Genomic DNA, 24,710 nt, shown 5'->3' on the forward strand with positions numbered 1-24,710 from the left:
TACGCCCTTCGCAGAACAGAATCATCTTGCACTACGGGCGGCAACCACAGAAGTGTCCAACAGTCTGCATCCTTGGCGCGGCGAGCAAAGGCCCGAACCTGCGCTGCACTGAAATCATCGCGAAGACTGACTGGCGCGGCCATCGCAAAACTCCAACCGTTTGCGATGGTGAATCACGTCAGCGCCAATCCCGACACCCTCCTGGAGTGAACCCCACAAGCTGGACCACGAGAACCTGAAAAACTGATACGCTGAATGGGCCTTGTTTGGAGAAGGCTCATGTCATCACGAGGACCCTACAGGCGGCATTCGACGCCGTTCAAGCTTCAGCTCTGCCAGGATATCCGAGCGGGAGTGATCGGCCGAAGGGATGCGCAGCGGAAATACGCTATCTCCGCCAACCTCATCCAGCTGTGGCTGACGCAATTCGATCGGGGCGAACTCACCAACGAGGAAGCTGAGGCGAGCGTGATCGCCGAATATGAGACCAAGATCGCCGCGCTCGAGCGCAAGGTCGGGCAACTGACAATGGAACTGGACCTTGTCAAAAAAAAACGCCACGCCCGCCGACCGGGACCGACAGCGGGAGATCCTTCATCGTCACCGGCCCCGAGGCTGCTCAATCAGACGGGGGTGCAATGCCATGAACCTGCCGCGCAGCACCTTCTACTATCACTCGGTATCGTCGGAGATTAGAGGCTGTTATGAACCAGCGGCGATGACGGCGGCCTGCTTCATCATGATGCATGCGAATGCAACGACATGTAGCCCGGCGAGTGCTTGGGCGTATCGCTCATAGTCTTTGACGAGGCGGCGGAAGCGGGTTGCCCATGCGAATGATCGCTCGACGACCCAGCGGCGCGGCAGGAGGACGAAGCCGCGCTTTACCTCTGGCAGTTTGATGACTTCGAGCGTGATGCCATGGGCCGCTGCGGCATTGGCTGCCCGCGCGCCGGTATAGCCTTGATCGACATAGGCGATGTCGACTGTGTCGCCAGTGACGGCCTGCATGGTGCGTGCAAGCCGCTCGACTTTACCGCGATCCTCGGCACTGGCCGGTGTCACATGCAGCGCGAGCAGATGGCCCAGCGTATCGACCGCCATGTGGAGCTTGGATCCCTTCTTGCGCTTGCCGCCGTCATAGCCGGCGCGCTCGCCGCTCTCGGGCGTGGAACGCAGCGTCCGGCTGTCGATGATGGCGGCGCTGGGGTCGGCGGTGCGACCTGCCGCCAGACGCAGAACGGCACGCAGATCATCCACCAATGCCTCAAAGCATCCCGCCGCCAGCCAACGCTGCGTCTGCTGATACACCGCAGCCCAAGGCGGCAGATCGTTCGGCATCCAGCGCCATGGCGCACCCGTCTTCACAATATAGCGCAGGCCGTTGAATACCTCGCGCAGGCTGTGCTCCCGTTGCCCCGCATCCTCGCGCTGGAGCGTCAGATACGGCACGATCAGCGACCATTCTTCATCAGATACATCAGACGGATAAGGCTTGCGGGAAGTCTCCATACAAGCCTTTGAATCCATTCAGACTCTCAAGTCCATAACAGCCTCTAGCCCAGTTTATTCATGAGGCTTCGGGATCTGGTTGGATCGGCGGCGTTTCACCGCGTCAGGATCGATGGGCTTTTCGAGGTTGATGGACGGGGGCTCTGGGTTGGGCGGCGTGGCCGCGCCGACTATGTTGGCGCGGGCCTGAAGGCGGCTGCAATGGTTTGGAACGTGCTGGCATCCGGGCATCCTGATGCGAAGGCGACGCGGATACGCGTGGCGGTCTCGATGACACGGGCGGCGACCTTGATGATCCGCAGTCGCAGGGTCGTGAACTCGGCGGTGGCCAGCGACGCGGCTTTCGGGATGGCCTGTCGGATGTGCCACATGAGCCAGTAGGCAGCGGTGTGAAGGATCAGGCGCATCTGATTGGCGTTGGCCGAGCGGCATGAGATGCGATCGCTGGAGAGCTGGGACTTGTGCATCTTGATGAGGTTTTCGGCCTGACCGCGAGCGCAGTAGAGCGTATCGTAGATGTGCTCGGCCGAGCCACCTGTCAGCGAGGTGACGACGTAGCGGATGTCCATGCCCAGCGTGCTGGCCTCGATCCGGGCGACAACGCGGCGCTGGCATTTCCAGCTCTTCGCGCTGTAACGCGTTTCGGCATAGTGGCGCAGGACCACCCGGTCTTGCTCGGCGCGCTTGACCGCGCAGGCATCGGCGGCCGTGACGATATTCGGATCAGCGCGTAGGGCGGCATTGGTGGGAAGCCCGAAGACATAGTCTAGACCGTGCGCCTCGCAGAAGGCCATGACCTCGGACCTGCCATAGTGCCCATCGCCGCGGATGGTGATGTGGGTGTCGGGCCAGTGCCGGCGGATATGGCGGACCAAGCGACGGATGTGTCCGGCTGCCTCCGCGCCCGACGGCGTCTTGCCGGTGCGCAACAGCATGGCGACCGGCCGACTCGTGGCAGTATCGTAGACGTGGATCGGCAGGAAGCAGCGTTTACCGTGATGACCATTCCAGAACGACAGCTGCTGATAGCCATGAACGACATCGCAGGTATCATCGACATCCAGCATCACCGCTTGGGGCGGCTTGGGATAGCTGGCGCAGTAGATGCCGATCATGGCCTGCATCATGCGCGCCAGCTCGCGTGTGGACGGCGCATTCTCCCACCGGCTCATCGTCGGTTGGCTGGCAAGACCTGGGCCCGATCCTGGCAGCTTGCCGAGCGCCAGGCGAAAACCGGGATCATCGCGCAGAGCATCAAGGTCGTCGGCATCCTCGTAGCCGCAGCAGATCGCGAGGATGCGCGCCCGCAGGATGTCATCGATTTGGTGGATCACCCGCGAGCGATCGCGCGGATCAGCAATGCAGGCGGCGAGCCGCGCACAAAGTCCCATCTCGCGTTCGGCCTGCGCCAGTAGCAGAACGCCTCCATCCGACGTGATCCGACCACCGTCGAAGGCCGCTGTGACTTTCTTGCGGACGAGCGCTGGAAACGAAATCAGCGGCGCGCTATCGTCACCCTCGGCGGGTGTGGCTTGTGGCATTTTTTGCCTCGTTGCAGGTTTGGTCTAAGCACCCAATTTCCTGCAGCAAAGCAATGGCTTACGCTACTCCCGCCAACCTGGTCTCCCGACCTCATGAATAAGAGTGGCTAGACCGACCGATGCTGAAGTCATCGCCTTGATCGAAGACATTCAGGATGAATTTCCTCGCTACGGCTACCGGCGTGTCATGCACGAGCTTCGGCGTCGCGGGCTGCTCGTGAACCACAAGAAAGTGGCGCGGATTATGCGCTTGGGCGGATTGGGGATTAGGCCGCGGCGACGCTTCGTACGCACGACCGACAGCCGGCATGATCAGCCGATCCATCCGAACCTCTACCAGAACTGCATCCCGGATCAGCCCGACCAGGTCTGGGTCGCCGATTTTACGTATATCCGTGTCGCCCAAGGCTTCTGCTATCTGGCCATCATCCTGGACGCCTGTAGTCGCAAGGTCGTCGGATATGCACTGTCGCGGCGCCTCGACACGCCGCTTGCACTGGCCGCTCTGCACTCCGCCGTAACCAGCAGAAAACCACCGCCGGGATGCATTCATCATACGGACAGAGGCTGCCAATACGCATCCTAGCTCTACCGCGATGCTCTGGGCGCTGCCGGTTTGCGCGGATCCATGAGTAGCGTGGGCAATCCTTACCATAATGCTCAAGCCGAAAGCTTTATGAAGACGCTGAAAGTTGAGGAGGTTTACATCGCCGGCTACGAGACCTTTGCCGATGTCGCTGAGCGGTTGCCGGTCTTCATCGAACGGGTCTACAATACCAAGCGACTGCACTCGGCGCTCGGATACCGGCCGCCCGAGGAATTCGAAGCGCTAATCGCCCAGAAAGCGGCTTAGTTCGATGGATGTCTCGTGGTCCAGCTTGTGGGGTTCACTCCATTCGTGAGTCAGATTCCACAGGTTTTGGTATTACGAGACCTGTGCGCGGGTGGGCGTAGACATGGGCGTTAATAGCTCATTCTATGGGTTTTCCAAAGGAGGGAAGCAGCGGATGGCGCGTCGTTCGATTGGTCAGGAACGGTTCTGCTTTGCAGGGCGTGAGCGCGCGGCATCATCGCTCGACGCGCTTATCTCGCTGATTGATTGGAGCTCGGTAGCAGTACTCCTTGATCCGCTCTACCCGGCCACCAAGGGCGAACCCGCCTGGCCGCCGCTGGCGATGTTCAAGGCGCTGCTGCTGTCGATCTGGTACGACCTGTCCGATGTGAAGCTGGCCGAAGCGCTCGACGATCGAGCCTCCTTTCGTCGGTTCTGCGGATTTTCCGCGAATGAAGCGACGCCCGAGCGTACCGCCTTCGTCAGATTTCGCAGGCTGCTGGTTGCGCACCAGCTTGACCGGACGCTGTTTGAAGCCGTGACCATGCAGCTCAAATCAAAGGCGGTAACGGTCAAGACCGGGACACTGGTCGATGCCACCATCATTGCCTCCGCCAGTGAGGACGATGATGACGCGCGCTGGGTAAAGCACAAGGGAAAGCGGGCCATTCATGGCTTCAAGGCTCACGTTGGAGCCGATGCCGATACAGCGTTGGTCGAGGAAGTCGCGGTCACATCCGCCAATATCAATGACGGCAAGGCAGGCCCTGGGGCATTACCCGACAATCCCGGCGAGGTGTTTGCCGACAGCGCCTATCGCGGCAATCACTTTCGCGATGCCGTGCGCGCTAAGGGCGGCATACCCCGGATCGTCGCCACCGGCATGTGGGGCCGCGACGAAGCCGAAACGCTGCGCAAGCTCCATGAATGGAACCAACCGATCCATCGTGTTCGCGGTCGGATCGAGAAGATCTTCGGAACATGGAAGCGCTGCTACGGCCTGCGCCGAATGCGATGGCGAGGTCTCGCCAAAGCCGCCGTCCAGGTCCACCTCACCGCCATCGCCTACAACCTCAAGCGCACAATGAATATTCTCGCGGTCCCGGCGTGAAAATTGCCCCGTCCCGGCCAGGACGGAGGCCAGACAGGCCAATCGCCAGAGAACCGATGCATTTCAGATGCGCTACGTCCACCCGCGCACAGGTCTCATTACGCGTCAGGTTGCGGCTTCGTCCTGCGGAATTGAAGCGGTCTGTGCGGGAATGGGGAGGGGAAGAGCAGATGATTCCCCGCTGTCCACACGGCCGAACAGGGCCTCGACGAACTCTTCTCTCCAGCGGCGGACATCCTGTTCGCGCACCGAGGCGAACAGCCTGGCATGGCGTTCCTTGCGCTCTGCCAGTGGCATCTCCAGCGCCTGCTTGATAGTTTCGCTGACATGTTCGATAGAGTGCGGATTGACGAGCAAGGCGTCCTTGAGCTGGTGCGCGGCCCCGGCGAACTGTGAGAGGATCAACACGCCCGGATCTTCGGGATCCTGCGCGGCGATATACTCCTTGGCCACAAGATTCATGCCGTCGCGCAAGGGGGTAACGAGGCCGATGGCGGCAGCGCGATAAAACCCGGCGAGTTCATCGCGGGGGAACCCCTGGTTGACGTAGCGGATCGGCACAAAAGCCACGTCGGCATGGGCGCCGTTGATGTGGCCAGTTTTTCGCTCCAGGTCCTCGCGGATCATCTGGTAGCTGGTGACGTCCTCGCGGGAGGGCGGGGCGATCTGGAGTAGTACGGCCCTTGCCGCCTGATCGGGATTGTCAGCTAGGAAGCGGGCAAAGGCTTCGAAACGCTCGCCCAGTCCCTTGGAATAGTCGAGCCGGTCGACCCCGATCAGGATCTTGCGGCCGCGCACACTTTCCTTGAGGCGGTCGTGGGCCTGCCGGGCCTCGTCGCTGGCGGCAGCCGTGACAAATTCCTCGAAGTCGATGCCGATCGGGAAGGCGCGGGCGATCACCTTGCGGCCCTCGTAGTCGATCGAATTGTCGGGATTGACGGTGAGGCCCATTTCCTTCTGCACGTAGTGAAGGAAGCTCTCCAGCCATTCGGGGGTCTGGAAGCCGATCACGTCGAATTCGAGCATCGAGGCGACCAGCCGTTCGTGGAACGGCAGCGAAACCAGCAGGCGGGTCGGCGGCCAGGGGGTGTGCAGGAACAGCCCCATGCGGTTCTTCACGCCCTTCTGCCGTAATAGCGAGCCGAGCGGCAGCAGATGGTAGTCGTGAACCCAGACGAGGTCTTCGTTCTCGATCAGCGGCAGCACCGAATCGGCAAAGCGCTCGTTGACCCGCTCGTAGCCTTCACCGAAATTGCGGTCATATTCGGTCAGGTCGATGCGGTAGTGGAACAGCGGCCAGAGCGTGCGGTTGGCATAGCCGTTGTAGTATTCCTCGATATCCTGCGGCTCGAGGTCGATGGTTGCGGTAGTCACCCCGTTGTTGCGCTGCATGTCGAGGTGTCCGGTGAACTCCTCGGTTTCCTGGCCGGACCAGCCGAACCAGATGCCGCCATGTTCGCGCAGCGCCGAATTGAGCGCCACGGCGAGCCCTCCTTGTGCACCGGCGGCACCTGCCGCCTTGGGCACCGAGACCCGGTTCGAGATGACGATCAATCTAGCCATTCAAATTCCCCTGTCGCGCGCCTCCCGGCGCGCATTTGCAGGACCGGTTGTCCTTCGGGAACGCCTGGATGCTTTCCCGAAGGGCCCTTCATCTCCAGTCCCGCCACGACCGGGACAGTTGCCCGGCACAGTTGATGATACCCACCAGCGAATAGGTCTGCGGAAAGTTCCCCCACAGTTCGCCGGTCTCGAAATCCATGTCCTCCGACAGCAGGCCCGATCGGGTGCGATGGGCCAGCATGGCCTGGAACAATCGGCGCGCTTCCTCGTCCTGCCCGGAACGGTGCAGGGCTTCGATCAGCCAGAAGGTGCAGATGTTGAAGGCCGTCTCGGGCAGGCCGAAATCGTCCTCGCTATCGTAGCGCAGCATGTGTTCGCCGCGTCTCAGTGCCTTCTGTACGGCGGCCAGGGTCGCCTTGAAGCGTGGATCGTCGGCGGCGACATAGCGCAATTCGACCATCTGCAGCAGGCTCGCGTCGAGTTGCTCGCCGCCGAAGGTGGCGGCGTAGTGGCCGCCGGCGCCGTGATCCTCGAATTCCGGCGCTTCGACCTCGTGCCAGGCCTCGGTGTCGATGTGCTTGCGCACCGTGTCCGCACGTTCGCGCCAGAGTTCGGCGCGCTCGTGCAGGCCCAAGTGGTCGGCGGCATTGGCAAGCCGGTCGCAGGCCGCCCAACTCATGACGCTGGAATAAGTATGGACTGCCGTGCGCGTACGCAGTTCCCACAGGCCGGCATCGGGCTGGTCGTGCATCTGCCAGGCCAGTTCGCCGACCTGCTCGAGCCCGGCAAAATCCTCGGCCGAGGCCATGCGCAGCAGGCGCTGGTCGGAAAAGGCCTGGATCGCGGGCAGGGCGATCTGGCCGTAGCAATCGTTCTGCACCTGGTAGTAGGCGGCATTGCCCACGCGAACCGGGCCCATGCCGCGGTAGCCCGGCAGGTCGGGTGCTTCCCACTCGATGATCTCGCGGGCGCCGCTGACGGCATAGAGCGGCTGGATCGCGCCGCCTTCCGCATCGTCGACGATGTTGCGCAAATAGGCGAGGTACTTCTCCAGTACGTCCAGCGCGCCGAGGTGATTGAGTGCCTGAACGGTGTAGTAGGCGTCGCGGATCCAGCAGTAGCGATAGTCCCAGTTGCGCTGGCTGCCCGGCGCCTCGGGAATTGAGGTGGTGAGCGCGGCGACGATGGCGCCGGTTTCCTCGTGCTGGCACAGCTTCAGGGTGATCGCGGCGCGGATTACCGCGTCCTGCCAGTCGAGCGGCGTGGCAAGGCCGCGCACCCACAATCGCCAGTAATTGCCGGTGTGGTTGAGCATCGTCTCGAGCTGGCGCTCGACCTCGCCGTCGAAGGGCTCGTCCGGGCCGAGGAAGAAATGCAGGGCGGATTCGAGCCGGAAGAAACGCTCGTCGAGGATGTAGCCGACCGGGGCATTGGTCGTCAGGCGCAGGGTATTGCGCTCGACTAGGTAGCGGATGTGATTGGAGCCGCGCGTGATCGGTGCCAGCTGCGAGCCGTAACCGCTCATCGGCGTCAGCACGCAGCGGATGCGCGGCGTTCCCGATACCGGTCGCACGATCCGGGCGAAGGCAACGGGGCGATAGGTTCGGCCAAGCCTTTCGTAGCGCGGGCAGAAATCGTAGACGTCGACCGCCCCGCCGGTCGCGTCCTCCAGCCGGGTGACGAGGATCGGGGTGTTGCGCAGGTAGCCCTGGTGCACGGCCACCTGGTTTTCGAGTTCGAACCGCCAGGTGCCGCCGTCCTGCCCCTCGGGACCGCGCATCAGCGCGCAGAACGTGGGGTCGCCGTCGACGCGGGGGACGCAGCCCCAGACAAGCGCGCCGGCTTCGTCGATGAGGCCGGAGACCTGACAGTTGCCGATGGGCCAGAGTTCGAGCGTGCTCATGCCGGAGGTGTCTCCTTGGTCAGGACGGATGCGAGCCAGTGGTGGACGGAGGCGACGCCATCAAGGCGCCAGTGTGCGGCGGTCGGCCGCATCGGGCCAACCAGCACGCCGCTGCCACCGCACCGGGTGATCGCGCTGAAGGCGTCCTCGTCGGTCACGTCGTCGCCGAAAAACAGGGCTTGCGATCCCGCGAAGGGGGCGGCCTGCATGAAGCGGGTGACGGCGCTGCCCTTGTCGGAGCCCGGCATGGCAAGCTCGATGACGCGCTTGCCGTGCTTCAGCCTGAGGTTCAGGTCCGCGCTGATCTCGCCGGCCAGGGCAAGAAGGCGGTCGCGAGCCTCGGGGTGATGGCGGTAATGAACGGCGATCGAGTAGGGCTTGGGCTCAACCAGCAGCCCGCCGTTGTCTTGCGCGAAGGCCTCCAGGCGCTGGACTGCGGAAGCGGGCAGCGGGTCGGCAAGTGCCAGAGTGGCTTCGCCCGCAGGCCTGAATTCGCCGCCATGGGAGCCGGCCACCGAGACACTCAACGGGCCGAGCAGGGCTTCGAGGGCGGCGATCGAGCGCCCGGTGACGATGGCCAGCCTGCCGCCGAGCCGCGCGGCGATGGTGGCCAGCACGGCAGGCAGGTCGGGCTGGACGATGACGGCATCGGGGTGGTCGGCGATGTCGACGAGGGTTCCGTCGAAATCGAGAAACAGGGCAGGTGGAGGCGTCGTGCTTGCGCCTTGCTCGCCGGGCGCAAGGCGCAAGGGGGGCGGGGGCGGGAGATCGCGCAGGTTTGCGCCATGTTCCGCCGGAGGGATGGGGTCTCTCGGGCCGGTCATTGCGTTTACTCTGTCACGTTGCAGCGGCGAAGGCCACCCTTTGCCGGGAGGATGTGAGGCGGAGCATGGGAAAGGCAGTGCATTCGCAAGCAACGCGTTGAACAGGAATATGTTCCGTTCACATCTGCGTGCGGCGAGTGGAGGCCGTGATGCCAATTCGCGATTGCAACATGAAGTCGAACGGCTATCAACGGTGCTGCTTCACAGTATCCATTTAATCGAGTTTCTGACATTTCATGCCTCAGATAGTCCCGGTCATTCTCTGTGGCGGCAGTGGCACGCGGCTCTGGCCGCGCAGCCGTGCGGCCATGCCCAAGCCGTTCCTGCCGCTGGTTGGTGATACCACGCTGTTCGAGGCGAGCCTTGCGCGCTGCCCGGCGGACCTTGGTTTTTCGGCGCCGGTGGTGGTGACGGGGACCAGGCATCTCGATCACGTCGAGGCGCAGCTTTCGGGTGCCCCCGGCGCCACGGTGATCGTCGAGCCGGCCGCGCGCAACACGGCCGCCGCCATTGCGCTGGCTGCCTGCCGCCTGCCGGACGATGCGGTGATGCTGGTCTGCCCGAGCGACCACCACATCGGCCGCCCCGACGTTTTTGCCGAGGCCGCCGGCGCTGCCGCGGCGCTGGCGAGCGAGGGCTGGCTGGTGTCCTTCGGCATCGAGGCGACTGCGCCGGAAACCGGCTTCGGCTATCTCAAGCGCGGCGAGGCCATCGCCGGCACGCCCGGCTATCGCACCGCCCAGTTCGTCGAGAAGCCGGACCTTGAGCGGGCGAAGGGCTTCCTGGCCGATGGCGGTTATGCCTGGAACGGCGGCATCTTTGCCTTCCGTGTGGGCGACTTCATGGCCGAGCTTTCTGCCCATCGCCCCGAAATTGCCGCCAAGGTGCGCGAGGCGGTCGAGAAGGGGGTGGCCGACGGCCATCGCTTCCACCCCGATGCGGCGACTTTTGCCGCAGTGCCGAGCGATTCGGTGGACTATGCGGTGATGGAAAACACCAGCCGCGCGGCGATGGTGCCGGCCGACATGGACTGGTCCGACATCGGCAACTGGCAGGCGCTGCACGATGCGCTCGAACGCGACGAGAGCGGCAATTCGGTGCGCGGCAGCGGCGAGGCGGAACTGGTCGATTGCCGTAACGTGCTGGTCGACAGCGACGGGCCGCGCGTCTCGGTGATCGGGCTCGACAACGTCATTGTCGTGGTGGACGGCAACGAGGTGCTGGTCACCACGGCCGAAGGCGTGCAGAAGGTCGGAAAGCTGAACGGGGCCGTAAATCAGTAAGGCGCTGTCTTGTCCCCGGATTGCCATGTTTCCAGTCCAGTTTCGGATCGGAATCGGCCTTGGGGGATTTCCAATTCGCGCGGTCGATGGCAGGGGCGCGCACCAAGTTGCACCTACTCGCAGGGAATTGCCGGAATGAAGAAACTCGTTGCCTTCGATCTCGACGGTACGCTGGCCAAGAGCAAGCAGCCGCTTACCGATGAGATGGCCGAGGCGATGGCCCGGCTGCTCACGGTGGCCGATGTCGCGGTGATCTCGGGAGGGGACTGGCCACAGTTCGACAAGCAGGTGGCCAGCCGCCTGCCCGCCCATGCCGATCTCTCGCGCCTGTGGCTGATGCCGACCAGCGGTGCCAAGCTCTACCTGCACGGTGAAGGCGGCTGGAACGCGGTCTATGCCGAACTGTTCAGCGATGCGCAGAAGCGCGAGATTCTGGACGCCTTTGACGCCGCGCTCGCGGCGACCGGTTTCACGCCCGAGGAGACCTGGGGCGAGCGGATCGAGGATCGCGGCAGCCAGATCACGTTTTCGGCACTGGGCCAGGAAGCCCCGCTCGAGGCCAAGGAAGTCTGGGATCCGGACTTTGCCAAGCGCAAGGTGATCCAGGCCGACCTGATGAAGCGGTTGCCCGGCGTTTCGGTCAATCTCGGCGGCGCGACCTCGGTCGATGTCACCCAGCCGGGGGTCGACAAGGCCTGGGGCCTGCAGCGCCTGTCCGAGCGCGGCAATTTCGCGCACGCAGAGATGCTGTTCATCGGTGACGCCATCTTCCCGGGCGGCAACGACTATCCGGCCAAGGCCATGGGGCTCGACACGATCTGCGTGCGCGATCCCGCTGATACGCTCAACGTGATCGACGCTATCGTCGTGTGCCAGAAGTGATCGAGGGAAAGGGGCCGGGAAACCGGCCCCTTTCGTTTCAGGCGACCTTGGCCGCGTAGATCAGGCGGCCCGAGCCGAGATGATCGAAGGCGCGGTTAAGCAGGCTGTCGCCCACCGCGAGGCAGCCCTGGCTGCGGCCGAGCTTGCCGTGCACCGCGATCATCGAGGGCTCGGCGTACCAGGCGCCGTGAATGACGATGGCGCGGTCGAGCGCGTTGTTGTTGGTCGCGTCCAGTCCGATCAGGCGCTGCGATCGGCCGTGGCGCCCGAAGTAGTAGTCCGAGGTCAGGTAGGCACCTTCGCTGGTGGCGTTGGAACCAGGACTGTTCGAGAAGCGTTGAAGCCATCCGGTGTGATTCGGATCCGAGCCGCTGCCGTGGGCGACATGCAGCGTCGAAGTCGTCCCGCCGACAAGGTCGACAAGATGGAGGCGCGGGTCCGATGACGAGGCCGAGAAGTCGACAATGCCGATTCGGTCCCGCATGACCCGGCCGCCGTGCTTGTCGAGCGCGGCCATGGCCGCGTCGAACAGCGCAGGGGCAACGCCCGCGCGGACGGCGGGCATGGCCGGCAGCACGGCGGATCCGCCGGCAATCGCGCCGGGCAGCGGAGCTCGCGGCAGATCGGGCAGCACGCCGCCCACGCCGAAGGCGGAGGAGGAAATCGCGCTGGCCGCAGTGGTGGAACTCGCCGCGAACGCCGTCGCGGCAACGATGAAGTTACGTCGGCTGAAATTCATATCCTCGCCCCATTAGGACAAATCAGTCGACAAGGTCTTGGGGAGAATCGCATGAATCGTCACAACGTGCTGAATTCGCGTTCATCGCCACGAAAGCTTTGCGCATGACAGCTAACCGAACCGGCGCTCCGACCAGTGAAGAATACCGCAAGGCGGTCTCCGCGATCCTTCGGCAGCTGCAAAAGAGCCTGAGTTTCAATGACCGGCAACTGGCCGAGCAGCTGGGTTGCTCCGCCGGCACGATCCGTAACGCCAAGACCGAGGCCACCAGCCTCGACCCGTTGCTGCTGCTGACGATCGAGCGCCAGTTCGGCCCCGGTGCGATCGATCGCTGTCTCCATTTGGCACAGTCGCGCGCGGTCGGCCTGCCCGAGCGCATGACCGGGGTGGATCCGATTTTGGCGCTTGTCGAAGCGCTGCACCGGCTGGTCGAGGCTCAGGCGGTGGACAGCGAGGGCGGCAAGCGGATCACCCGGCACGAACTGAGCAAGATCCTGCCGGAACTGAGGCAGGGCCGGGCGGCGCTCGATGCCTTGATCTCCCGCGCCGACAGCAAGTGAGCATGAGGGGCGACAGCATCGCGCGGTTCGCCTAAAGTGCTGCCCTCTCATGGGATTTTGGCGCGGGGTCGATGTCTGCCTTTTACCTGACGTGGATTGCGGTTCTGCTCGCGGGTTTCGGTTCCCGCGATCAGGCGACCGTGGCGGGGCTGGTCCGGCGGCAGGGGCCGAGGCCCGGCGTCCTGCTGGTCGCGCTGGCCTGCGCGGTGGTGACCGCCGGGCTGGCAGGCTGGGCGGCAAGCCTGCTGCTGGCTACGCTGCCGCCGCCGCCGCGGGCGATCTTTGCCGGCCTGGCGTTGGCGCTGGCCGGCGGGGAACTCCTGCTGCTGGTGCCCCGGCGCAGCCCGAGGGAGCCGACCAATTCGCTCGGCGCACTGATGCTTGTGCTTTTTGCGCAGGAACTGACCGACGCCGCGCGGTTTCTGATCCTGGGGCTCGGCGTCGGGCTGGCCGGCCCCGCTGCCGCTGCGGCGGGCGGCGTGCTGGGCGGCGGGGTACTTGCCGGGCTGGCCTGGGGCGCGCCGCAAGTGCTGGAATGGCGCATGGTGCGCTGGGCCCGCCGCGTGTTCGGCGGAGGGCTGTTGCTTGCCGCGATCCTACTGTTACTTCGGGAATTCTCACTTGTGTGATCGAAAATTCGCACGTGAACCGGACTTCAATTCAAGCGTTCACCTATCTAGAAACTTCCACGACGGACCAATCGAGGGAAACAAGGCATGACTTCCAAGGACAATTCGAAAGCCGCGTTGATCGACAGCCTCAATGGGCTGCTGGCCGATACTTTTGCGCTCTACGTGAAGACCAAGAATTTCCATTGGCACGTCCGGGGGCCGCAGTTCCACGATCTGCACTTGCTGTTCGATGCGCAGGCCACCGAGATCTTCGGTCTGACCGACCTGATCGCCGAGCGCGTGCGCAAGCTGGGCGGCAAGACGCTGACCTCTATCGGTTCGATCGGCGCCAAGACCACGATCAAGGATGAGGATGACACCTCGCTGGACGCGGCGGCCATGGTCAAGGCCCTGTTCGAGGACAACACCGCCTATGTCGCCACGCTGAAGGCGACCAAGGAACTGGCGGGCGAAGCGGGCGACAATGCCACTGACGGCATCATCGACGACTGGACCGACCAGGCCGAACAGCGCGCCTGGTTCCTGCGCGAAATCATCGCCTGATCCATTGCTTGAGACTGGCAACGGGCATGGGGGGAGTGCTATTGCTCCCTCCATGCCCAAGCTAGAAATCATCGAAAACGCCGACAATGCGGCGATCGCCCAGTGGTTCGCCGAGCGTCTGAAGGCCGCACTCGCCACCAGCGCGGACGATATCGCGATCACCGTTCCCGGTGGTTCGACCCCGTTTCCGATCTTCGATATCCTCGCGCAGGAGGAGCTGCCCTGGCACCGCATCGCGGTATGGCCGGGCGACGATCGCATCGTCGAGGAAGATCACCCCGCCAGCAACGTCGGCAAGATGCGGGCCCGGCTCGAACCGGTGGGCGCGCGTATCGTCCCGCTCACCGAGGATGCCCGTCCTCCTCATTTCGCGATCGCCTGGCTGGGCATGGGCGGTGATGGCCATATCGCCTCGCTGTTTCCGAACACCAACCCGCAGCCCGGCGATCCCCATCCGGTGCGGCGTCTCACTCCCGATCCGCTGCCGCCCGAGGCGCCGTTCGACCGTCTCAGCCTGACCATTCCGGCGCTGACCGACAGCGACGAGATCGTTTTCGTGATCCGCGGCGATGACAAGCGCGCGATCTTCGAGGCGGCGGTGAAGGGTGAGCATGATCTTCCCGTCGCCCGCCTGCTGGCCGCGGCGCGGCACAAGGTCACCTGCTTCTGCTGAGCCTGTTGCCGGCACGGTGGCATCGCGCACTGTACCGCCTTGCCCACCGGGTCAGGGTCACGGTCTGGCGGTTCCGGCGCTCGCGGCTCGAAGGCGTCCAAGTGCTGGCACTCGATGGGCAGGACCGGGTGCTGCTGCTGCGCCATTCCTACGGGTCGGGCAAGTGGATGGCGCCGGGCGGCGGCCTCAACCGGGGTGAGGACCCGCTTGCGGCGGGCCTGCGCGAATTTGCCGAAGAGACCGGCTGCGAACTGACGCAGGCGCGCCTGCTGCAATTCGTCGAGGAAGATCTCCACGGTGCCTGCAACCGCGTGAACATCGTTGCCGGGCGATTTTCGGGGCAGCCCAGGGCCGACGGGCGGGAGATCGTCGAGGTCGGAGTGTTTCCGCTGGACGGCTTGCCCGAATGGATGCCGCAGGGGCGCGCCGGGAAGATTGCCGAGTGGGCGGGATGGTTCCTCGCGCTTTGACCTTGCGGCTGGAGGATCGCCTATAGCAGCGAAAGCTGGCCGTCCTTCGGCTGGCTTTGCTCATCCTCGCCGCGTTCGAGAGCGGAGAGTGTCAGGCCCATCAGCCGGATCGGCTGCGGCAGGGGCTGGAGATCGTTGAGCAGGGCATGCCCGATCGCCGAGAATTCGGCCTTGCCGGTCACGAAATGGTGCAGCGAGCGGGCGCGGGTGATCGTCGTGAAATCCGCATAGCGCAGTTTCAGGGTAACGGTGCGACCGCGCGCGCCGGAGCGGTCGATGCGTCCCCAGACGATCTCGACGATCTCGTCCATCGTCGTGCGCAGGGCATCGGTCCCGGCAATGTCGTCGAAGAAGGTGCGCTCGCCGCCGACCGACTTGCGCGGACGGTCGGCGCGTACTTGCCTGAGGTCGACGCCGCGTGCCGCGCGGAACAGATACTCGGCGAAGCTGCCGAAGTGGGAGCGCAGGAAAGCAAGGTCTTTCGCTGCAAGGTCGGCGCCGGTCTCGATGCCGAGGCGCGCCATCTTTTCCGCGCCGCGCGGGCCGACGCCGTGGAAGCGGCGCACCGGCAGTCCGGCCACGAACCGGGTGCCCTCTCCGGGGCGGATCACGCAGAGGCCATCGGGCTTGTTCTGGTCGCTGGCGAGCTTGGCGAGAAACTTGTTGTAGGACACCCCGGCACTGGCGGTGAGGGCGGTTTCGGCCTTGATCCGGTTGCGGATCTGCTCGGCGATGCGGGTGGCGGAGCCAATGCCCTTGAGGTCGGCGGTAACGTCGAGATACGCCTCGTCCAGCGAGAGCGGTTCGACGTGAGGGGTGTAATCGAGAAAGATGGCGCGGATCTGGTCGCTGACTTGCCGGTAGACGTCGAACCGGGGTTTACGGAAGATCAGGTCTGGGCAGAGCCGGGCCGCCGTTACCGAGGGCATGGCAGACCGCACCCCGAAGCGCCGTGCCTCGTAGCTGGCCGCCGCGACGACACCGCGCTTGGAGGAACCTCCGACCGCGACCGGCTTTCCGCGCAGCGAGGGATCGTCGCGCTGCTCGACGCTGGCGAAGAAGGCGTCCATGTCGATGTGGATCACCTTGCGCAGGCCGTCGGCTTCGTCCTCGCGGTTATGATCGGCCGATGACATGGGCGGGCTTATAGCGAGGCGCGCGGCAGGCTCCACATGCGAAAACGCCCGCCGGGAGACCGGCGGGCGTTTCGTCGAGCGCAGATGGCCGCGATCAGCGCAGGCGCACAGGCACGAAAGCCGGCGACTGGCCGCGCGGCTGGACGCGCAGCAGGATCGCAGGCCGATTGTCGGCCTTGGCCGCCTTGATCACGTTTTCAAGATCCGCCTTGGTCGTAACCGGCTGGTTATTGGCCGAGAGGATGATGAAGCCGCGGGCAAAGCCCTTCTGGCCGGCATCCGAGCTGGGATCGACCGAGACGATGACCAGGCCCTTGGTGCCTTCCGCAGCGCCCAGCTGCCGGGCGATCTGCGGGGTGAGGGTGGTCACGGAGAGGCCGGTGGCCTTCTCGATCACGCCCTGGGTCTGCTGGGCCGGCGGGTTGTTGTAGGCGTCGGTATCGGAATCGCCGTCGCCGCTGCTGTCGAAGCTCTGGGCGAGATCGTCCTCGGTCGGGCGCTGGTCGACCGTCGCGGTCACCGTCATGCGGCGGCCATTGCGGATCAGTTCGACCGGGATCTTCGTGCCCGGCGCGGTATTGGCGACGAGGTAGGAGAGGCTCTGGTCGCGCGTCACTTCCTTGCCGCCGACCTTCACCACCACGTCGCCGGCCTGGATGCCGGCCTTGGCGGCGGCGCCTTCCGGTACCACGCTCTGGATGAACTCGCCCTTGTTGTGTTCAAGGCCCATTGAATCGGCGAGATCCTCGTTGAGCGCCTGGATCTGCACACCGAGGTAGCCGCGCTGGATCTTCTCGCCCTTGATGAGCTTGTCGACGATGGGCGAGGCGATCTCGGCGGGAATCGCGAAGCCGATGCCGACGCTGCCGCCGGTCGGCGAGAAGATCGCGTTGTTGATACCGATCACCTGCCCGTTCATGTCGAACATCGGGCCGCCGGAGTTGCCGCGGTTGATCGAGGCATCGGTCTGGAGATAGCGGTCGTAGGCGCCGCCGGCGCCGGTGTTGCGGTAGACCGCCGAGACGATGCCCGCGGTGACCGTGCCGCCAAGGCCGAAGGGGTTGCCGATGGCGACCACCCAGTCACCCACGCGCGCCTTCGAACTGTCGCCGAACTTGACGAAGGGGAGCGGTTTGGGGGCGGTGATCTTGAGCACCGCGAGGTCCGAGGCGGCGTCCTTGCCCACCAGCTTGGCGGGCATCTCGGTGCCGTCGGGCATGATGACGGTGATCGATTCGACCTCGGCCTTGCCCTCTGCGGTGATCACGTGGTTGTTGGTGACGATGTAGCCGTCGGCCGAGACGATGAAGCCCGAGCCGAGCGACTGGGCCTCGCGGGTCTGCGGAGCGGAACTGCCGCCGCCGCCGAACAGGCCTTCGAACGGCGTTCCGGCAAAGGGATTGGTGCCGCCGCTGCCTTGTACCTGGACGCGCTGGCGGGTCGAGATGTTGACCACCGCGGGGGCCAGTTGCGCCGTCAGGTCGGCAAAGCTGGCCGGAGCGCCCGCGCGGGGCACCACGTGGGCCATCTGGCTGGCTTCGTTCTGGGCAACTTGCGCCCCGGCGGGATAGCCGGTGAGCAGAGTGGCGGTCGCGCCTCCGAGCAGGAGCGCTGTGGTCAGTCCATAAGCGTATCGCACGGGCTTCACGTCCTTTGATTCCTCCGTCCTGACAGTGCAGGGTCACAACCTGTCGTCGCCTGCCCGATTGACGCTGGATCAGCTTAACCGGGTTTGAATGGTGGTACTTGTGCCGGGCCGGGGCCTTGCGGCGATGCCCCGATCATGGCTTGGCAATGGATCGATCGGGAGCGCTTATGGTTCCCGGAAATGCTGAAGATAGGCGTTGTCAGGCGAAAGCAGAAGCGTCTTGCCCGTGTCGCCCTTGGCAAAGGACACGGAATAGCTCTGCATCGCGCGGTAGAAGTCGTAGAACTTGGGGTCCTTGCCGAAAGCATCGGCGTAGATGCGGGCGGCCTGGGCCTGGGCATCGGCGCTGATGATCTGCGCGTCCTTCTGGCCCTGCGCCTTGATCGTCTTGGCTTCTTCCTCGCGCGCGGCCTGCATGCGGGTGAAGGCGCTTTCCAGCGCGCTTTCGGGAAGATCGGCGCGCTTGATCCGCACGTCCACGACTTGCGCACCGTACTGCCGGGCCTCGCGGTCGAGGCCGTCGCGGATATGGGCCATGGCCTCGCCGCGCTCCGCCGTCAGCAGCGACTGGAACGTGCGCTTGCCGAGTTCCTGGCGCAGCACCGAGGAGAGGATCGACTGGAGCTGGTCGGTCACGCCCTGCGCGGTTCGCGCGGTCTGCACCACCTTGATCGGATCGACGATGCGGAAACGGGCGAAGGCATCGACATTGAGGCGCAGCTTGTCGGTCGAGAGGACTTGCTCCTGCTCCATGTCCACAGAAAGCAGTCGCTTGTCGATGTGGATCGCGCGCTCGTAGAGCGGGATCCGCCAGTGGATGCCGGCATCGGTGGAACCATAGGGCGCGCCGGGAACATAGGCGTTGTAGACCCGCTCGGGGCTGCCCGAACGCAGGATCACCACCTGCTCGGTTTCCGGCACGACGATCACGCTGGAAAGGCCCACGACGGCCGCGGTGCCCAGGGCTACCCAGGCAGGCATGTACTTGCGCAAGATATCGCTCATCACTGGCCTCCCTGGGTGCTGGCCTGAGTAGCCGCCTGAGTGCTGGACGAGGGCGAGGCGGTCACCGTGATGTCTCCGGAGGACTGCTCGGCCCGGCGCTTGAGGTCGGGCAAGGGGAGGTACGTGTTCATGTTCTTCGGTTCGGCGACGACGGTGTCGTTCTGCGAGATCACGCGTTCCATCGTCTCGTAATACATGCGCCGCTTGGTGACTTCGGGCGCGAGCTTGTATTCCTCGTAGACCTTGTCGAACTGGGCGGCATCGCCTTGCGCGCGGGCGAGCACCTGCTGGGCGCCCGCGCGTGCATTCGAACGGTCACGATCGGCGTCCTGCCGGGCGACGTTGACATTGTCGAAGGCGGCGCGGGTCTTTGATGGCGGATCGGCCTTCTTGATTTCGACGCCCTGGATGGCGACACCGACGCGGTAGGCATCGAGAATGCGCTGGGTGCGTTCGCGCACGTCCTGTTCCACCCGCGCGCGCCCGGCGCCGGAAAGCGCATCGTTGAGCGAGATCTGCCCGATCGAGGCACGCATCGCGGCTTCGGCGACTTCGCGCACCGTGCCCTTGGGGTCGGTGAGGCGGTAGGAATAGTCTGTCAGGTTCTTGATGTTCCAGCGCACCTGATAGCTGAGGTCGACCAGGTTCTGGTCGCCGGTCAGCATCAGCTTCTCGCCGTCGCCATCGGGAATGGTGTCGACCGAGAAGGTGCCGACATCGGTCACTTCGACCTGCTCGATCGGCCAGGGCAAGGTGAGCGAGAAACCGTCATCGATCACGCGCGAGAAATGGCCGAGGCGGGTGACGATGCCCTTTTCCGACGGGCCGAGCACGTGCACGCAGGATGCCCCGAGCATCGCCACGACCGCCACCGCGATGCCGATGGGCAGCCACGAGCGACCGTCGGCGCGGCGCGGCAGGTTGGGGAAGCCGCCGGGGCCGTTGCCCGGGCCGCCGCCCCGGCGCGGGTCGCGGGCACGGAAGATGTCCTCGATGCCGGCCGCGCGGCGCGGCGGTGTGCCGCTGCTGGGCAGCCAGGGATTGCGGGGACCACGCGGTTCGCCGGGCGTTTCCTTGCCAGAAGACGGCTCGCGGTCCGGGGCGGGACGATCGGGCTTGTCGGTGCCGTCGCCGGATGCTTCTTCGGGCCGGGACCCGTTCTCTTCGCCGTCATCATTGCCGTCGCCGTTGCCGCCGTCCGAACCCCAGGGGCTCTTGCGGCCGGTCATCGCCAGAATGTCCATCGTCCGTGCTTCACCTGAAGGGGCGTCGTGTGCTGGGCCGGAGCCGGCGCGAGAGATTGCGTCACCGAATGCTGTCATGCGGCTATCTATAGGAACCCTTTTTCGTCAAAAACAGTGCCTCTCTTGCCCTTTTTCCTCGACTGCGCCACCTGAGCGGACATTACGCCAGCCAAGGGCCGCCTGTTTGCGGCCGGATCAATCCTGCAAGGACCTCATGAACAGCCTCGATGCCGACCGCCTCAAGTCCCTCTTGCCCGCGGCGTTGGCGGATCGGGTGCGGTCCCTGCGCCTGTCCGAAGGACGGGTCACGCTGGTGGTCGATGCAACCGGCCTCGAGGTGCAGGAGCGTCCGGCGCTGGAGGCACAGCTGCGCGCCGCGCTGACGGGAGCGGACGGCGTTGCGCAAGTCCACGTGGCGATCATGGCGGACAAGGTGCAGCCGGTTATCCTCGCGGTGGGATCGGGCAAGGGCGGGGTCGGCAAGTCCACGCTGTCTGCGAACCTCGCGGTTGCGCTGGCACGGCTTGGGCGCAAGGTCGGACTGGTCGATGCCGATATTTCCGGGCCGTCGCAGGCGCGCCTGCTGGGTACCGAGGGGCAGCGCCCGGTCGCCCACGAAAACCGGCTGGTGCCGGTGGCAAGCCGCTGGGGGGTGCCGATGCTGTCGATGGCGCAACTGACCGAGCCTGGGGCCGCGATCGCCTGGCGTGGATCGATGGTGGCGGGTGCGGTCACGCAGTTCCTCGAGGCGCACTGGGACAATGCCGAGATCATCGTTGTCGACCTGCCGCCCGGCACCGGCGACGTGCAACTGACGATGCTGCAGAAGTTCAAGCCGACCGGAGCGGTGATCGTTTCGACCCCGCAAGACCTTGCGCTGATGGACGCGGCGCGCGCGGTGAGCCTGTTCGAGAAGGGCGGCGTGCCGGTGGTCGGCGTGATCGAGAACATGGCCGGCTATGCTTGCCCGCACTGCGGCGAAGTCAGCGATCCCTTCGGGGTCGGCGGCGCCGAGGCGGCGGCCGGCACGATGGGCCTCGATTTCCTTGGGCGCATCCCGCTCGACATCGCGATCCGGCGCGAAAGCGATGCCGGGAACCCGATTGCCGCCGGGGATGGTCCGCAGACGCAGGCCTTCCTGGCGCTGGCTACCCGCGTCAACGACTGGCTGGTCCAGCGTCCGTTGCAGCCCGGCTTGCAGGCGGCGCTTTGATGAAGCTGTCCCGTCGCGGCGTGCTGATCGGCGGGCTCGCGGGCGGCGGGCTGGCAGTCGGTTTCTTGCTGCGACCACGGCGTTTCCCTTTGCCGCTCGAGCCTGACCGCGACGAATATGCCTTTGGGGCCTGGATCAAGATCGCGGCCGACGGGGTGGTGAGCGTGGCGGTGCCGCAAGTCGAGATGGGGCAGGGCGTGACCACGCTGTTGCCGCAGATCGTGGCCTGGGAGCTCGGCGCGGACTGGCGGCAGGTCGCGGTCGAGCCGGCGCCGGTCAGCGCGCATTATGCGAACACCGTGCTGGCGGCAAAGTGGGCGCCGTTCTGGGCGCCGCAGTGGCTGCCGGGCGTGCCGAGGCTAGCGGAACAGCCGGATGGCTATCTGGCGCGGCGCTGGGCGCAGGACCACCGCTTCAACGTGACCGCCGATGGCACCGCGCAGGCTGCCTACGAGGCGCCGCTGCGCGCGGCGGCGGCATCGGCGCGGGCCTTGCTGGCGCAGGCTGCAGCGGCGCGCTGGGGCGTCGCGGCGGAAGCTTGCGAGGTGTCGCAAGGGCTGGTCCATCATGCGGGCAAGGTGCTGTCGTTCGGCGCATTGGCGGCCGAGGCGGCGGCGTTTTCACCGCCCGACCCGCCGCCGCTGCGGCCCGACTTCCCGGCCGAGAAGCCCGGCGAATTTCCGCCGGGTGCACCGCTGCGCTATCCTCGCCTCGATCTGCCTTCGAAAGTGGACGGTTCCTGGGTCTTTGCCGGAGACGTGCGCCTGCCCGACATGCTGCGCGCCTCGATCCGCCACGCTCCGCTGGTTGGCGGCACGGGGGCGATGGCGGAAGTCTCGGATGTGGGCGAGGCTGCAGCGAGGTCGCTTCGCGGCTTCCGGCGGTTCGTCAAGGGCAAGGGCTGGATCGCCGCGCTTGCCGATGACTGGTGGAGCGCGGAAACCGCTCTGGTGCGCGCGCAGCCGCGTTACCGGGTGATCGGCGCGCTCGACAGCGATGCGATCGACAATGCCCTCGACGGCGCGATGCGCAGCGGCGAGGCCGAGCGCATCCATCTGGCCGGTGACAGCGAGGCGGTAGACGGCTTGCTGCCGGTGCAGATCCGCTATGAAGTGGCACCCGCCACCCACGCCATGATCGAGACCGCCAGCGCCACCGCGCGCTACGCCGATGGCCGGCTGGAACTGTGGATCGGCACCCAGGCGCCTGAGGCGGCACGGGCGGCGGCGGCACAGGCCGTCGGCATCGGCAGCGGCGATGTCGTGCTCTACCCGATGGCGCTGGGCGGCAGTTTCGACCGGCGGCTGGAATGTCTCCATGCGGCCCAAGTGGCTGTGCTGGCGAAGGAGGCGGAGAGACCCGTTCAGCTCACCTGGCCGCGCGGCGAGGAATTTCGTGCCGCTTTCCCGCGCACGCCTGCGGTTGCCGTCATGGCCGCGCGTCCCGATGCCGAAGGCGGAATCGCGGCCTGGCGCGCGCGGGTCGCGGTCCCGGCCAGCGCGTGCGAATTCGGCCGCCGCATGTTCGCGGGGGACAGGCCGGGGGAGGCGATCGCCGCGGTTGCCGGCATGGCTGATCCCCAGGCGCTTGAAGGGGCGGTGCCGCCTTACGCGATCCCGGCCGTCGCGGTCGACCACGCGCCCGCTGCCATCGACCTGCCTACCACCCGCATGCGTGGCAATGCCCATGGCTATACGGCATTTTTCAACGAGAGTTTTGTCGACGAACTGGCCCACCGCGCGGGCCGCGAACCGCTGTCCTATCGTATGGCGATGCTGGGGCAGGACACCCGCCTGGCGGAGTGCCTTCAGCGCGTGGCCACACTGTCCGAATGGGGCGGCGGCAGCGACAACAGCGGGCAGGGCATTGCCTGCCATGGCATCGGCGAGGGGCGCATAGCGCTTGTCGCCAGCGCCCGGCGGGACGAGAACGGCGTGCGGGTCGACCGGCTCAGCGCGGTTGTCGACATCGGCCGGATCGTCAATCTCGACATCGCCCGCCAACAGATCGAGGGCGGTCTGGTTTTCGGGATCGGTCTCGCGCTCGGTTGTGCGCCGCGCTACGTGGGCGGGCGGCCCGACAGCGATCGGCTCGGCGAGATGGCGCTGCCGGTGCTTGCCGATTGCCCGCGGATCGAGGTGGATTTCATCGAAAGCGATGCGGATCCCGCCGATCCAGGCGAACTGGGCGTGGCGGTTGTCGCACCGGCCATCGCCAATGCCCTCTATTCGGCGACGGGCCTGCGTTTCCGCCGCCTCCCCCTGTTTGCCGAGGAACTGTGATGCGTCCTGCCGACCACCCTGATGCCCGCACCGGACGGATCGGCGTAATGCTGGTCAATCTGGGTACGCCCGATGCGCCGACCGCGCCCGCAGTGCGCCGTTACCTGGCCGAATTCCTGTCCGACCCGCGCGTGGTGGAGATCCCGGCGCTGGTGTGGAAGCCGATCCTCCACGGTGTGATCCTGCGCACGCGTCCGGCCAAGTCCGCCCATGCCTATGGCCAGGTCTGGACCGAAGCGGGCTCGCCGCTCGCCGCGATCACCGCCGCGCAGGCGCGGGGCCTGCAGGAGCGTCTGGATGGACGCGCCATGGTCGACTGGGCGATGCGCTACGGCAATCCCTCGATCCCGGAGCGCCTTCAGGCGATGAAGGACGCCGGGTGTGACCGCATCCTCGTTGCGCCGCTCTATCCGCAGTATTCGGGGGCGACGACCGCCTCGGTGTCGGACAAGGTGGGCGAGGCGATGGCGCGGATGCGTTGGCAACCCGCGTTGCGCAGCCTGCCGCCCTATTACGATGATCCCGCACACATCGACGCGCTAGAAGCCGATCTGGCGCGGCAGGTCGAGTCGCTGGCCTTTGTGCCTGAAGTGCTGCTGCTTTCGTTCCACGGCATGCCGCAGCGCACGCTCGATCTTGGTGATCCCTACCATTGCCACTGCCGCAAGACCGCTCGCCTGCTGGCCGGGCGCCTCGCGTCGCGCTTTGCAGACTTGCGTGTCGAAACTGCGTTCCAGTCGCGGTTCGGGCGTGCCAGGTGGCTGGAACCGGCCACCGAGAGCGTGCTGGAATCCGAGGCGAAAGCCGGCACCCGGAGCCTTGCGATTGCTGCGCCGGGCTTTTCGGCAGACTGCGTGGAGACCCTGGAGGAACTGGCGATCCGCGGACGAGAAGTGTTCGAGGCGGCCGGCGGCAAGGACTTCGCGGTACTGTCCTGCCTCAACGATACGGTTGTCGGCATCGACATGCTGGAAACCCTGGTGCGGCGGGAACTGTCGGGCTGGTGACGCGGCCGGGAAGACGTGACTCCGGTAAAGCGCCCCGGATGACAAGGTTTTAACCCGGCAATTCTTGACTCGAAGGCGTCCTGTTCTAGTCCTGTTCCCTTACGTGG

General features: G+C 65.5%; 24 protein-coding genes. 14 read left to right on the forward strand and 10 right to left on the reverse strand.

Translation table 11 applies throughout. The annotated features are described in order from the left end of the window. Positions 1 to 354: 354 nt before the first annotated feature. Positions 355 to 696: a hypothetical protein gene (locus tag DM450_RS01585; protein ID WP_221889447.1), complete on the forward strand. Its 342-nt coding sequence runs from the start codon at positions 355 to 357 to the stop codon at positions 694 to 696. 6 nt (positions 697 to 702) lie between these two features. On the opposite strand, the gene DM450_RS01590 is transcribed toward DM450_RS01585, so the two are convergent. Both DM450_RS01590 and DM450_RS01595 read right to left on the reverse strand, forming a co-directional pair. Next, positions 703 to 1,512: an IS5 family transposase gene (locus DM450_RS01590; protein ID WP_142632306.1), complete on the reverse strand. Its 810-nt coding sequence runs from the start codon at positions 1,510 to 1,512 to the stop codon at positions 703 to 705. A gap of 170 nt (positions 1,513 to 1,682) precedes the next feature. Further along, positions 1,683 to 3,053 (reverse strand): IS1380 family transposase, encoded by a 1,371-nt coding sequence (locus tag DM450_RS01595; protein WP_142632307.1) that lies wholly within the window; start codon positions 3,051 to 3,053, stop codon positions 1,683 to 1,685. 103 nt (positions 3,054 to 3,156) lie between these two features. Between DM450_RS01595 and DM450_RS01600 the strand changes: the two genes are divergently transcribed. The 3 genes from DM450_RS01600 (at position 3,157) to DM450_RS01610 (ending at position 4,996) form a co-directional block, all read left to right on the forward strand. Further along, on the forward strand, positions 3,157 to 3,639 hold the full coding sequence (locus DM450_RS01600) for an IS3 family transposase (protein WP_260610061.1): 483 nt from the start codon (positions 3,157 to 3,159) through the stop codon (positions 3,637 to 3,639). A gap of 30 nt (positions 3,640 to 3,669) precedes the next feature. Next, entirely contained in the window at positions 3,670 to 3,906 is a 237-nt protein-coding gene (locus DM450_RS01605) for an integrase core domain-containing protein (protein WP_409529349.1), read from the forward strand. A gap of 154 nt (positions 3,907 to 4,060) precedes the next feature. Continuing rightward, positions 4,061 to 4,996: an IS5 family transposase gene (locus DM450_RS01610; RefSeq protein ID WP_142632310.1), complete on the forward strand. Its 936-nt coding sequence runs from the start codon at positions 4,061 to 4,063 to the stop codon at positions 4,994 to 4,996. 105 nt (positions 4,997 to 5,101) lie between these two features. Here DM450_RS01610 and otsA read toward each other — a convergent pair whose 3' ends face one another. The 3 genes from otsA to otsB form a co-directional block, all read right to left on the reverse strand. Then, positions 5,102 to 6,559 (reverse strand): alpha,alpha-trehalose-phosphate synthase (UDP-forming), encoded by a 1,458-nt coding sequence (gene otsA / locus DM450_RS01615; RefSeq protein ID WP_142632311.1) that lies wholly within the window; start codon positions 6,557 to 6,559, stop codon positions 5,102 to 5,104. Between the two features lie 88 nt (positions 6,560 to 6,647). After that, entirely contained in the window at positions 6,648 to 8,462 is a 1,815-nt protein-coding gene (locus DM450_RS01620) for a glycoside hydrolase family 15 protein (protein ID WP_142632312.1), read from the reverse strand. Beyond that, positions 8,459 to 9,286, reverse strand: a complete 828-nt coding sequence (gene otsB, locus DM450_RS01625) for a trehalose-phosphatase (protein WP_142632313.1) — start codon at positions 9,284 to 9,286, stop codon at positions 8,459 to 8,461. Before otsB ends, DM450_RS01620 begins: the two co-directional genes overlap by 4 nt. Positions 9,287 to 9,522: 236 nt before the next feature. On the opposite strand from otsB, the gene DM450_RS01630 reads away from it, so the two are divergent. Both DM450_RS01630 and DM450_RS01635 read left to right on the forward strand, forming a co-directional pair. Next, a complete protein-coding gene (locus DM450_RS01630) occupies positions 9,523 to 10,569 on the forward strand; it encodes a mannose-1-phosphate guanylyltransferase (RefSeq protein WP_142632314.1) in 1,047 nt (348 codons plus the stop codon). A gap of 135 nt (positions 10,570 to 10,704) precedes the next feature. After that, entirely contained in the window at positions 10,705 to 11,451 is a 747-nt protein-coding gene (locus DM450_RS01635) for an HAD-IIB family hydrolase (RefSeq protein WP_142632315.1), read from the forward strand. 37 nt (positions 11,452 to 11,488) lie between these two features. Here the strand turns inward: DM450_RS01635 and DM450_RS01640 are convergent, their stop codons facing one another. After that, complete coding sequence (locus tag DM450_RS01640) at positions 11,489 to 12,190, reverse strand: murein L,D-transpeptidase catalytic domain family protein (RefSeq protein WP_142632316.1); 702 nt, start codon at positions 12,188 to 12,190, stop codon at positions 11,489 to 11,491. Between the two features lie 104 nt (positions 12,191 to 12,294). Between DM450_RS01640 and DM450_RS01645 the strand changes: the two genes are divergently transcribed. From DM450_RS01645 to DM450_RS01665, 5 genes are all read left to right on the forward strand, one after another. After that, a complete protein-coding gene (locus DM450_RS01645) occupies positions 12,295 to 12,750 on the forward strand; it encodes an XRE family transcriptional regulator (RefSeq protein WP_142632317.1) in 456 nt (151 codons plus the stop codon). 71 nt (positions 12,751 to 12,821) lie between these two features. Then, a complete protein-coding gene (locus DM450_RS01650; protein WP_142632318.1) occupies positions 12,822 to 13,379 on the forward strand; it encodes a hypothetical protein in 558 nt (185 codons plus the stop codon). Positions 13,380 to 13,466: 87 nt separating this feature from the next. After that, the gene (locus tag DM450_RS01655) at positions 13,467 to 13,925 is read left to right on the forward strand and encodes a Dps family protein (protein ID WP_142632319.1); all 459 of its coding nucleotides are present in this window, start codon (positions 13,467 to 13,469) and stop codon (positions 13,923 to 13,925) included. A gap of 52 nt (positions 13,926 to 13,977) precedes the next feature. Continuing rightward, complete coding sequence (locus tag DM450_RS01660; protein WP_142632320.1) at positions 13,978 to 14,598, forward strand: 6-phosphogluconolactonase; 621 nt, start codon at positions 13,978 to 13,980, stop codon at positions 14,596 to 14,598. Between the two features lie 101 nt (positions 14,599 to 14,699). Next, on the forward strand, positions 14,700 to 15,068 hold the full coding sequence (locus DM450_RS01665) for an NUDIX domain-containing protein (protein ID WP_242526241.1): 369 nt from the start codon (positions 14,700 to 14,702) through the stop codon (positions 15,066 to 15,068). Positions 15,069 to 15,088: 20 nt separating this feature from the next. Here the strand turns inward: DM450_RS01665 and dinB are convergent, their stop codons facing one another. From dinB to hflK, 4 genes are all read right to left on the reverse strand, one after another. Then, a complete protein-coding gene (gene dinB / locus DM450_RS01670; protein WP_142632322.1) occupies positions 15,089 to 16,204 on the reverse strand; it encodes a DNA polymerase IV in 1,116 nt (371 codons plus the stop codon). A 94-nt stretch (positions 16,205 to 16,298) separates the two neighbouring features. Further along, positions 16,299 to 17,843: a Do family serine endopeptidase gene (locus DM450_RS01675; RefSeq protein WP_185928751.1), complete on the reverse strand. Its 1,545-nt coding sequence runs from the start codon at positions 17,841 to 17,843 to the stop codon at positions 16,299 to 16,301. A 174-nt stretch (positions 17,844 to 18,017) separates the two neighbouring features. Then, positions 18,018 to 18,857: a protease modulator HflC gene (gene hflC, locus DM450_RS01680; RefSeq protein WP_142632323.1), complete on the reverse strand. Its 840-nt coding sequence runs from the start codon at positions 18,855 to 18,857 to the stop codon at positions 18,018 to 18,020. Continuing rightward, a complete protein-coding gene (gene hflK / locus DM450_RS01685) occupies positions 18,857 to 20,101 on the reverse strand; it encodes a protease modulator HflK (protein WP_260610065.1) in 1,245 nt (414 codons plus the stop codon). The genes hflC and hflK overlap by 1 nt, the downstream gene beginning before the upstream one ends. A gap of 214 nt (positions 20,102 to 20,315) precedes the next feature. Here hflK and DM450_RS01690 point away from each other — a divergent pair, with 214 nt between their 5' ends. Genes DM450_RS01690 through hemH form a run of 3 tightly spaced genes read left to right on the forward strand, consistent with a single transcriptional unit; the run spans position 20,316 to position 24,603 of the window. Further along, the gene (locus DM450_RS01690; protein WP_142632324.1) at positions 20,316 to 21,314 is read left to right on the forward strand and encodes an Mrp/NBP35 family ATP-binding protein; all 999 of its coding nucleotides are present in this window, start codon (positions 20,316 to 20,318) and stop codon (positions 21,312 to 21,314) included. After that, positions 21,314 to 23,596: a xanthine dehydrogenase family protein molybdopterin-binding subunit gene (locus tag DM450_RS01695; RefSeq protein WP_142632325.1), complete on the forward strand. Its 2,283-nt coding sequence runs from the start codon at positions 21,314 to 21,316 to the stop codon at positions 23,594 to 23,596. Before DM450_RS01690 ends, DM450_RS01695 begins: the two co-directional genes overlap by 1 nt. Beyond that, entirely contained in the window at positions 23,596 to 24,603 is a 1,008-nt protein-coding gene (hemH, locus tag DM450_RS01700; RefSeq protein WP_142632326.1) for a ferrochelatase, read from the forward strand. The genes DM450_RS01695 and hemH overlap by 1 nt, the downstream gene beginning before the upstream one ends. Positions 24,604 to 24,710: the final 107 nt, after the last annotated feature.

Origin of the sequence: Sphingomonas sp. IC081 (genome assembly GCF_006874585.1) — a bacterium.
Taxonomy (GTDB): Bacteria; Pseudomonadota; Alphaproteobacteria; order Sphingomonadales; family Sphingomonadaceae; genus Novosphingobium.

Bases quoted from the DNA above. Each gene is read 5' to 3' on its own strand.
- DM450_RS01590 (WP_142632306.1), bottom strand. From the start codon at position 1,512: ATGGAGACTTCCCGCAAGCCTTATCCGTCTGATGTATCTGATGAAGAA.
- DM450_RS01595 (WP_142632307.1), bottom strand. From the start codon at position 3,053: ATGCCACAAGCCACACCCGCCGAGGGTGACGATAGCGCGCCGCTGATT.
- DM450_RS01610 (WP_142632310.1), top strand. From the start codon at position 4,061: ATGGCGCGTCGTTCGATTGGTCAGGAACGGTTCTGCTTTGCAGGGCGT.
- otsA (WP_142632311.1), bottom strand. From the start codon at position 6,559: ATGGCTAGATTGATCGTCATCTCGAACCGGGTCTCGGTGCCCAAGGCG.
- DM450_RS01620 (WP_142632312.1), bottom strand. From the start codon at position 8,462: ATGAGCACGCTCGAACTCTGGCCCATCGGCAACTGTCAGGTCTCCGGC.
- otsB (WP_142632313.1), bottom strand. From the start codon at position 9,286: ATGACCGGCCCGAGAGACCCCATCCCTCCGGCGGAACATGGCGCAAAC.
- DM450_RS01630 (WP_142632314.1), top strand. From the start codon at position 9,523: ATGCCTCAGATAGTCCCGGTCATTCTCTGTGGCGGCAGTGGCACGCGG.
- DM450_RS01635 (WP_142632315.1), top strand. From the start codon at position 10,705: ATGAAGAAACTCGTTGCCTTCGATCTCGACGGTACGCTGGCCAAGAGC.
- DM450_RS01640 (WP_142632316.1), bottom strand. From the start codon at position 12,190: ATGAATTTCAGCCGACGTAACTTCATCGTTGCCGCGACGGCGTTCGCG.
- DM450_RS01645 (WP_142632317.1), top strand. From the start codon at position 12,295: ATGACAGCTAACCGAACCGGCGCTCCGACCAGTGAAGAATACCGCAAG.
- DM450_RS01650 (WP_142632318.1), top strand. From the start codon at position 12,822: ATGTCTGCCTTTTACCTGACGTGGATTGCGGTTCTGCTCGCGGGTTTC.
- DM450_RS01655 (WP_142632319.1), top strand. From the start codon at position 13,467: ATGACTTCCAAGGACAATTCGAAAGCCGCGTTGATCGACAGCCTCAAT.
- DM450_RS01660 (WP_142632320.1), top strand. From the start codon at position 13,978: ATGCCCAAGCTAGAAATCATCGAAAACGCCGACAATGCGGCGATCGCC.
- dinB (WP_142632322.1), bottom strand. From the start codon at position 16,204: ATGTCATCGGCCGATCATAACCGCGAGGACGAAGCCGACGGCCTGCGC.
- hflC (WP_142632323.1), bottom strand. From the start codon at position 18,857: ATGAGCGATATCTTGCGCAAGTACATGCCTGCCTGGGTAGCCCTGGGC.
- hflK (WP_260610065.1), bottom strand. From the start codon at position 20,101: ATGGACATTCTGGCGATGACCGGCCGCAAGAGCCCCTGGGGTTCGGAC.
- DM450_RS01690 (WP_142632324.1), top strand. From the start codon at position 20,316: ATGAACAGCCTCGATGCCGACCGCCTCAAGTCCCTCTTGCCCGCGGCG.
- DM450_RS01695 (WP_142632325.1), top strand. From the start codon at position 21,314: ATGAAGCTGTCCCGTCGCGGCGTGCTGATCGGCGGGCTCGCGGGCGGC.
- hemH (WP_142632326.1), top strand. From the start codon at position 23,596: ATGCGTCCTGCCGACCACCCTGATGCCCGCACCGGACGGATCGGCGTA.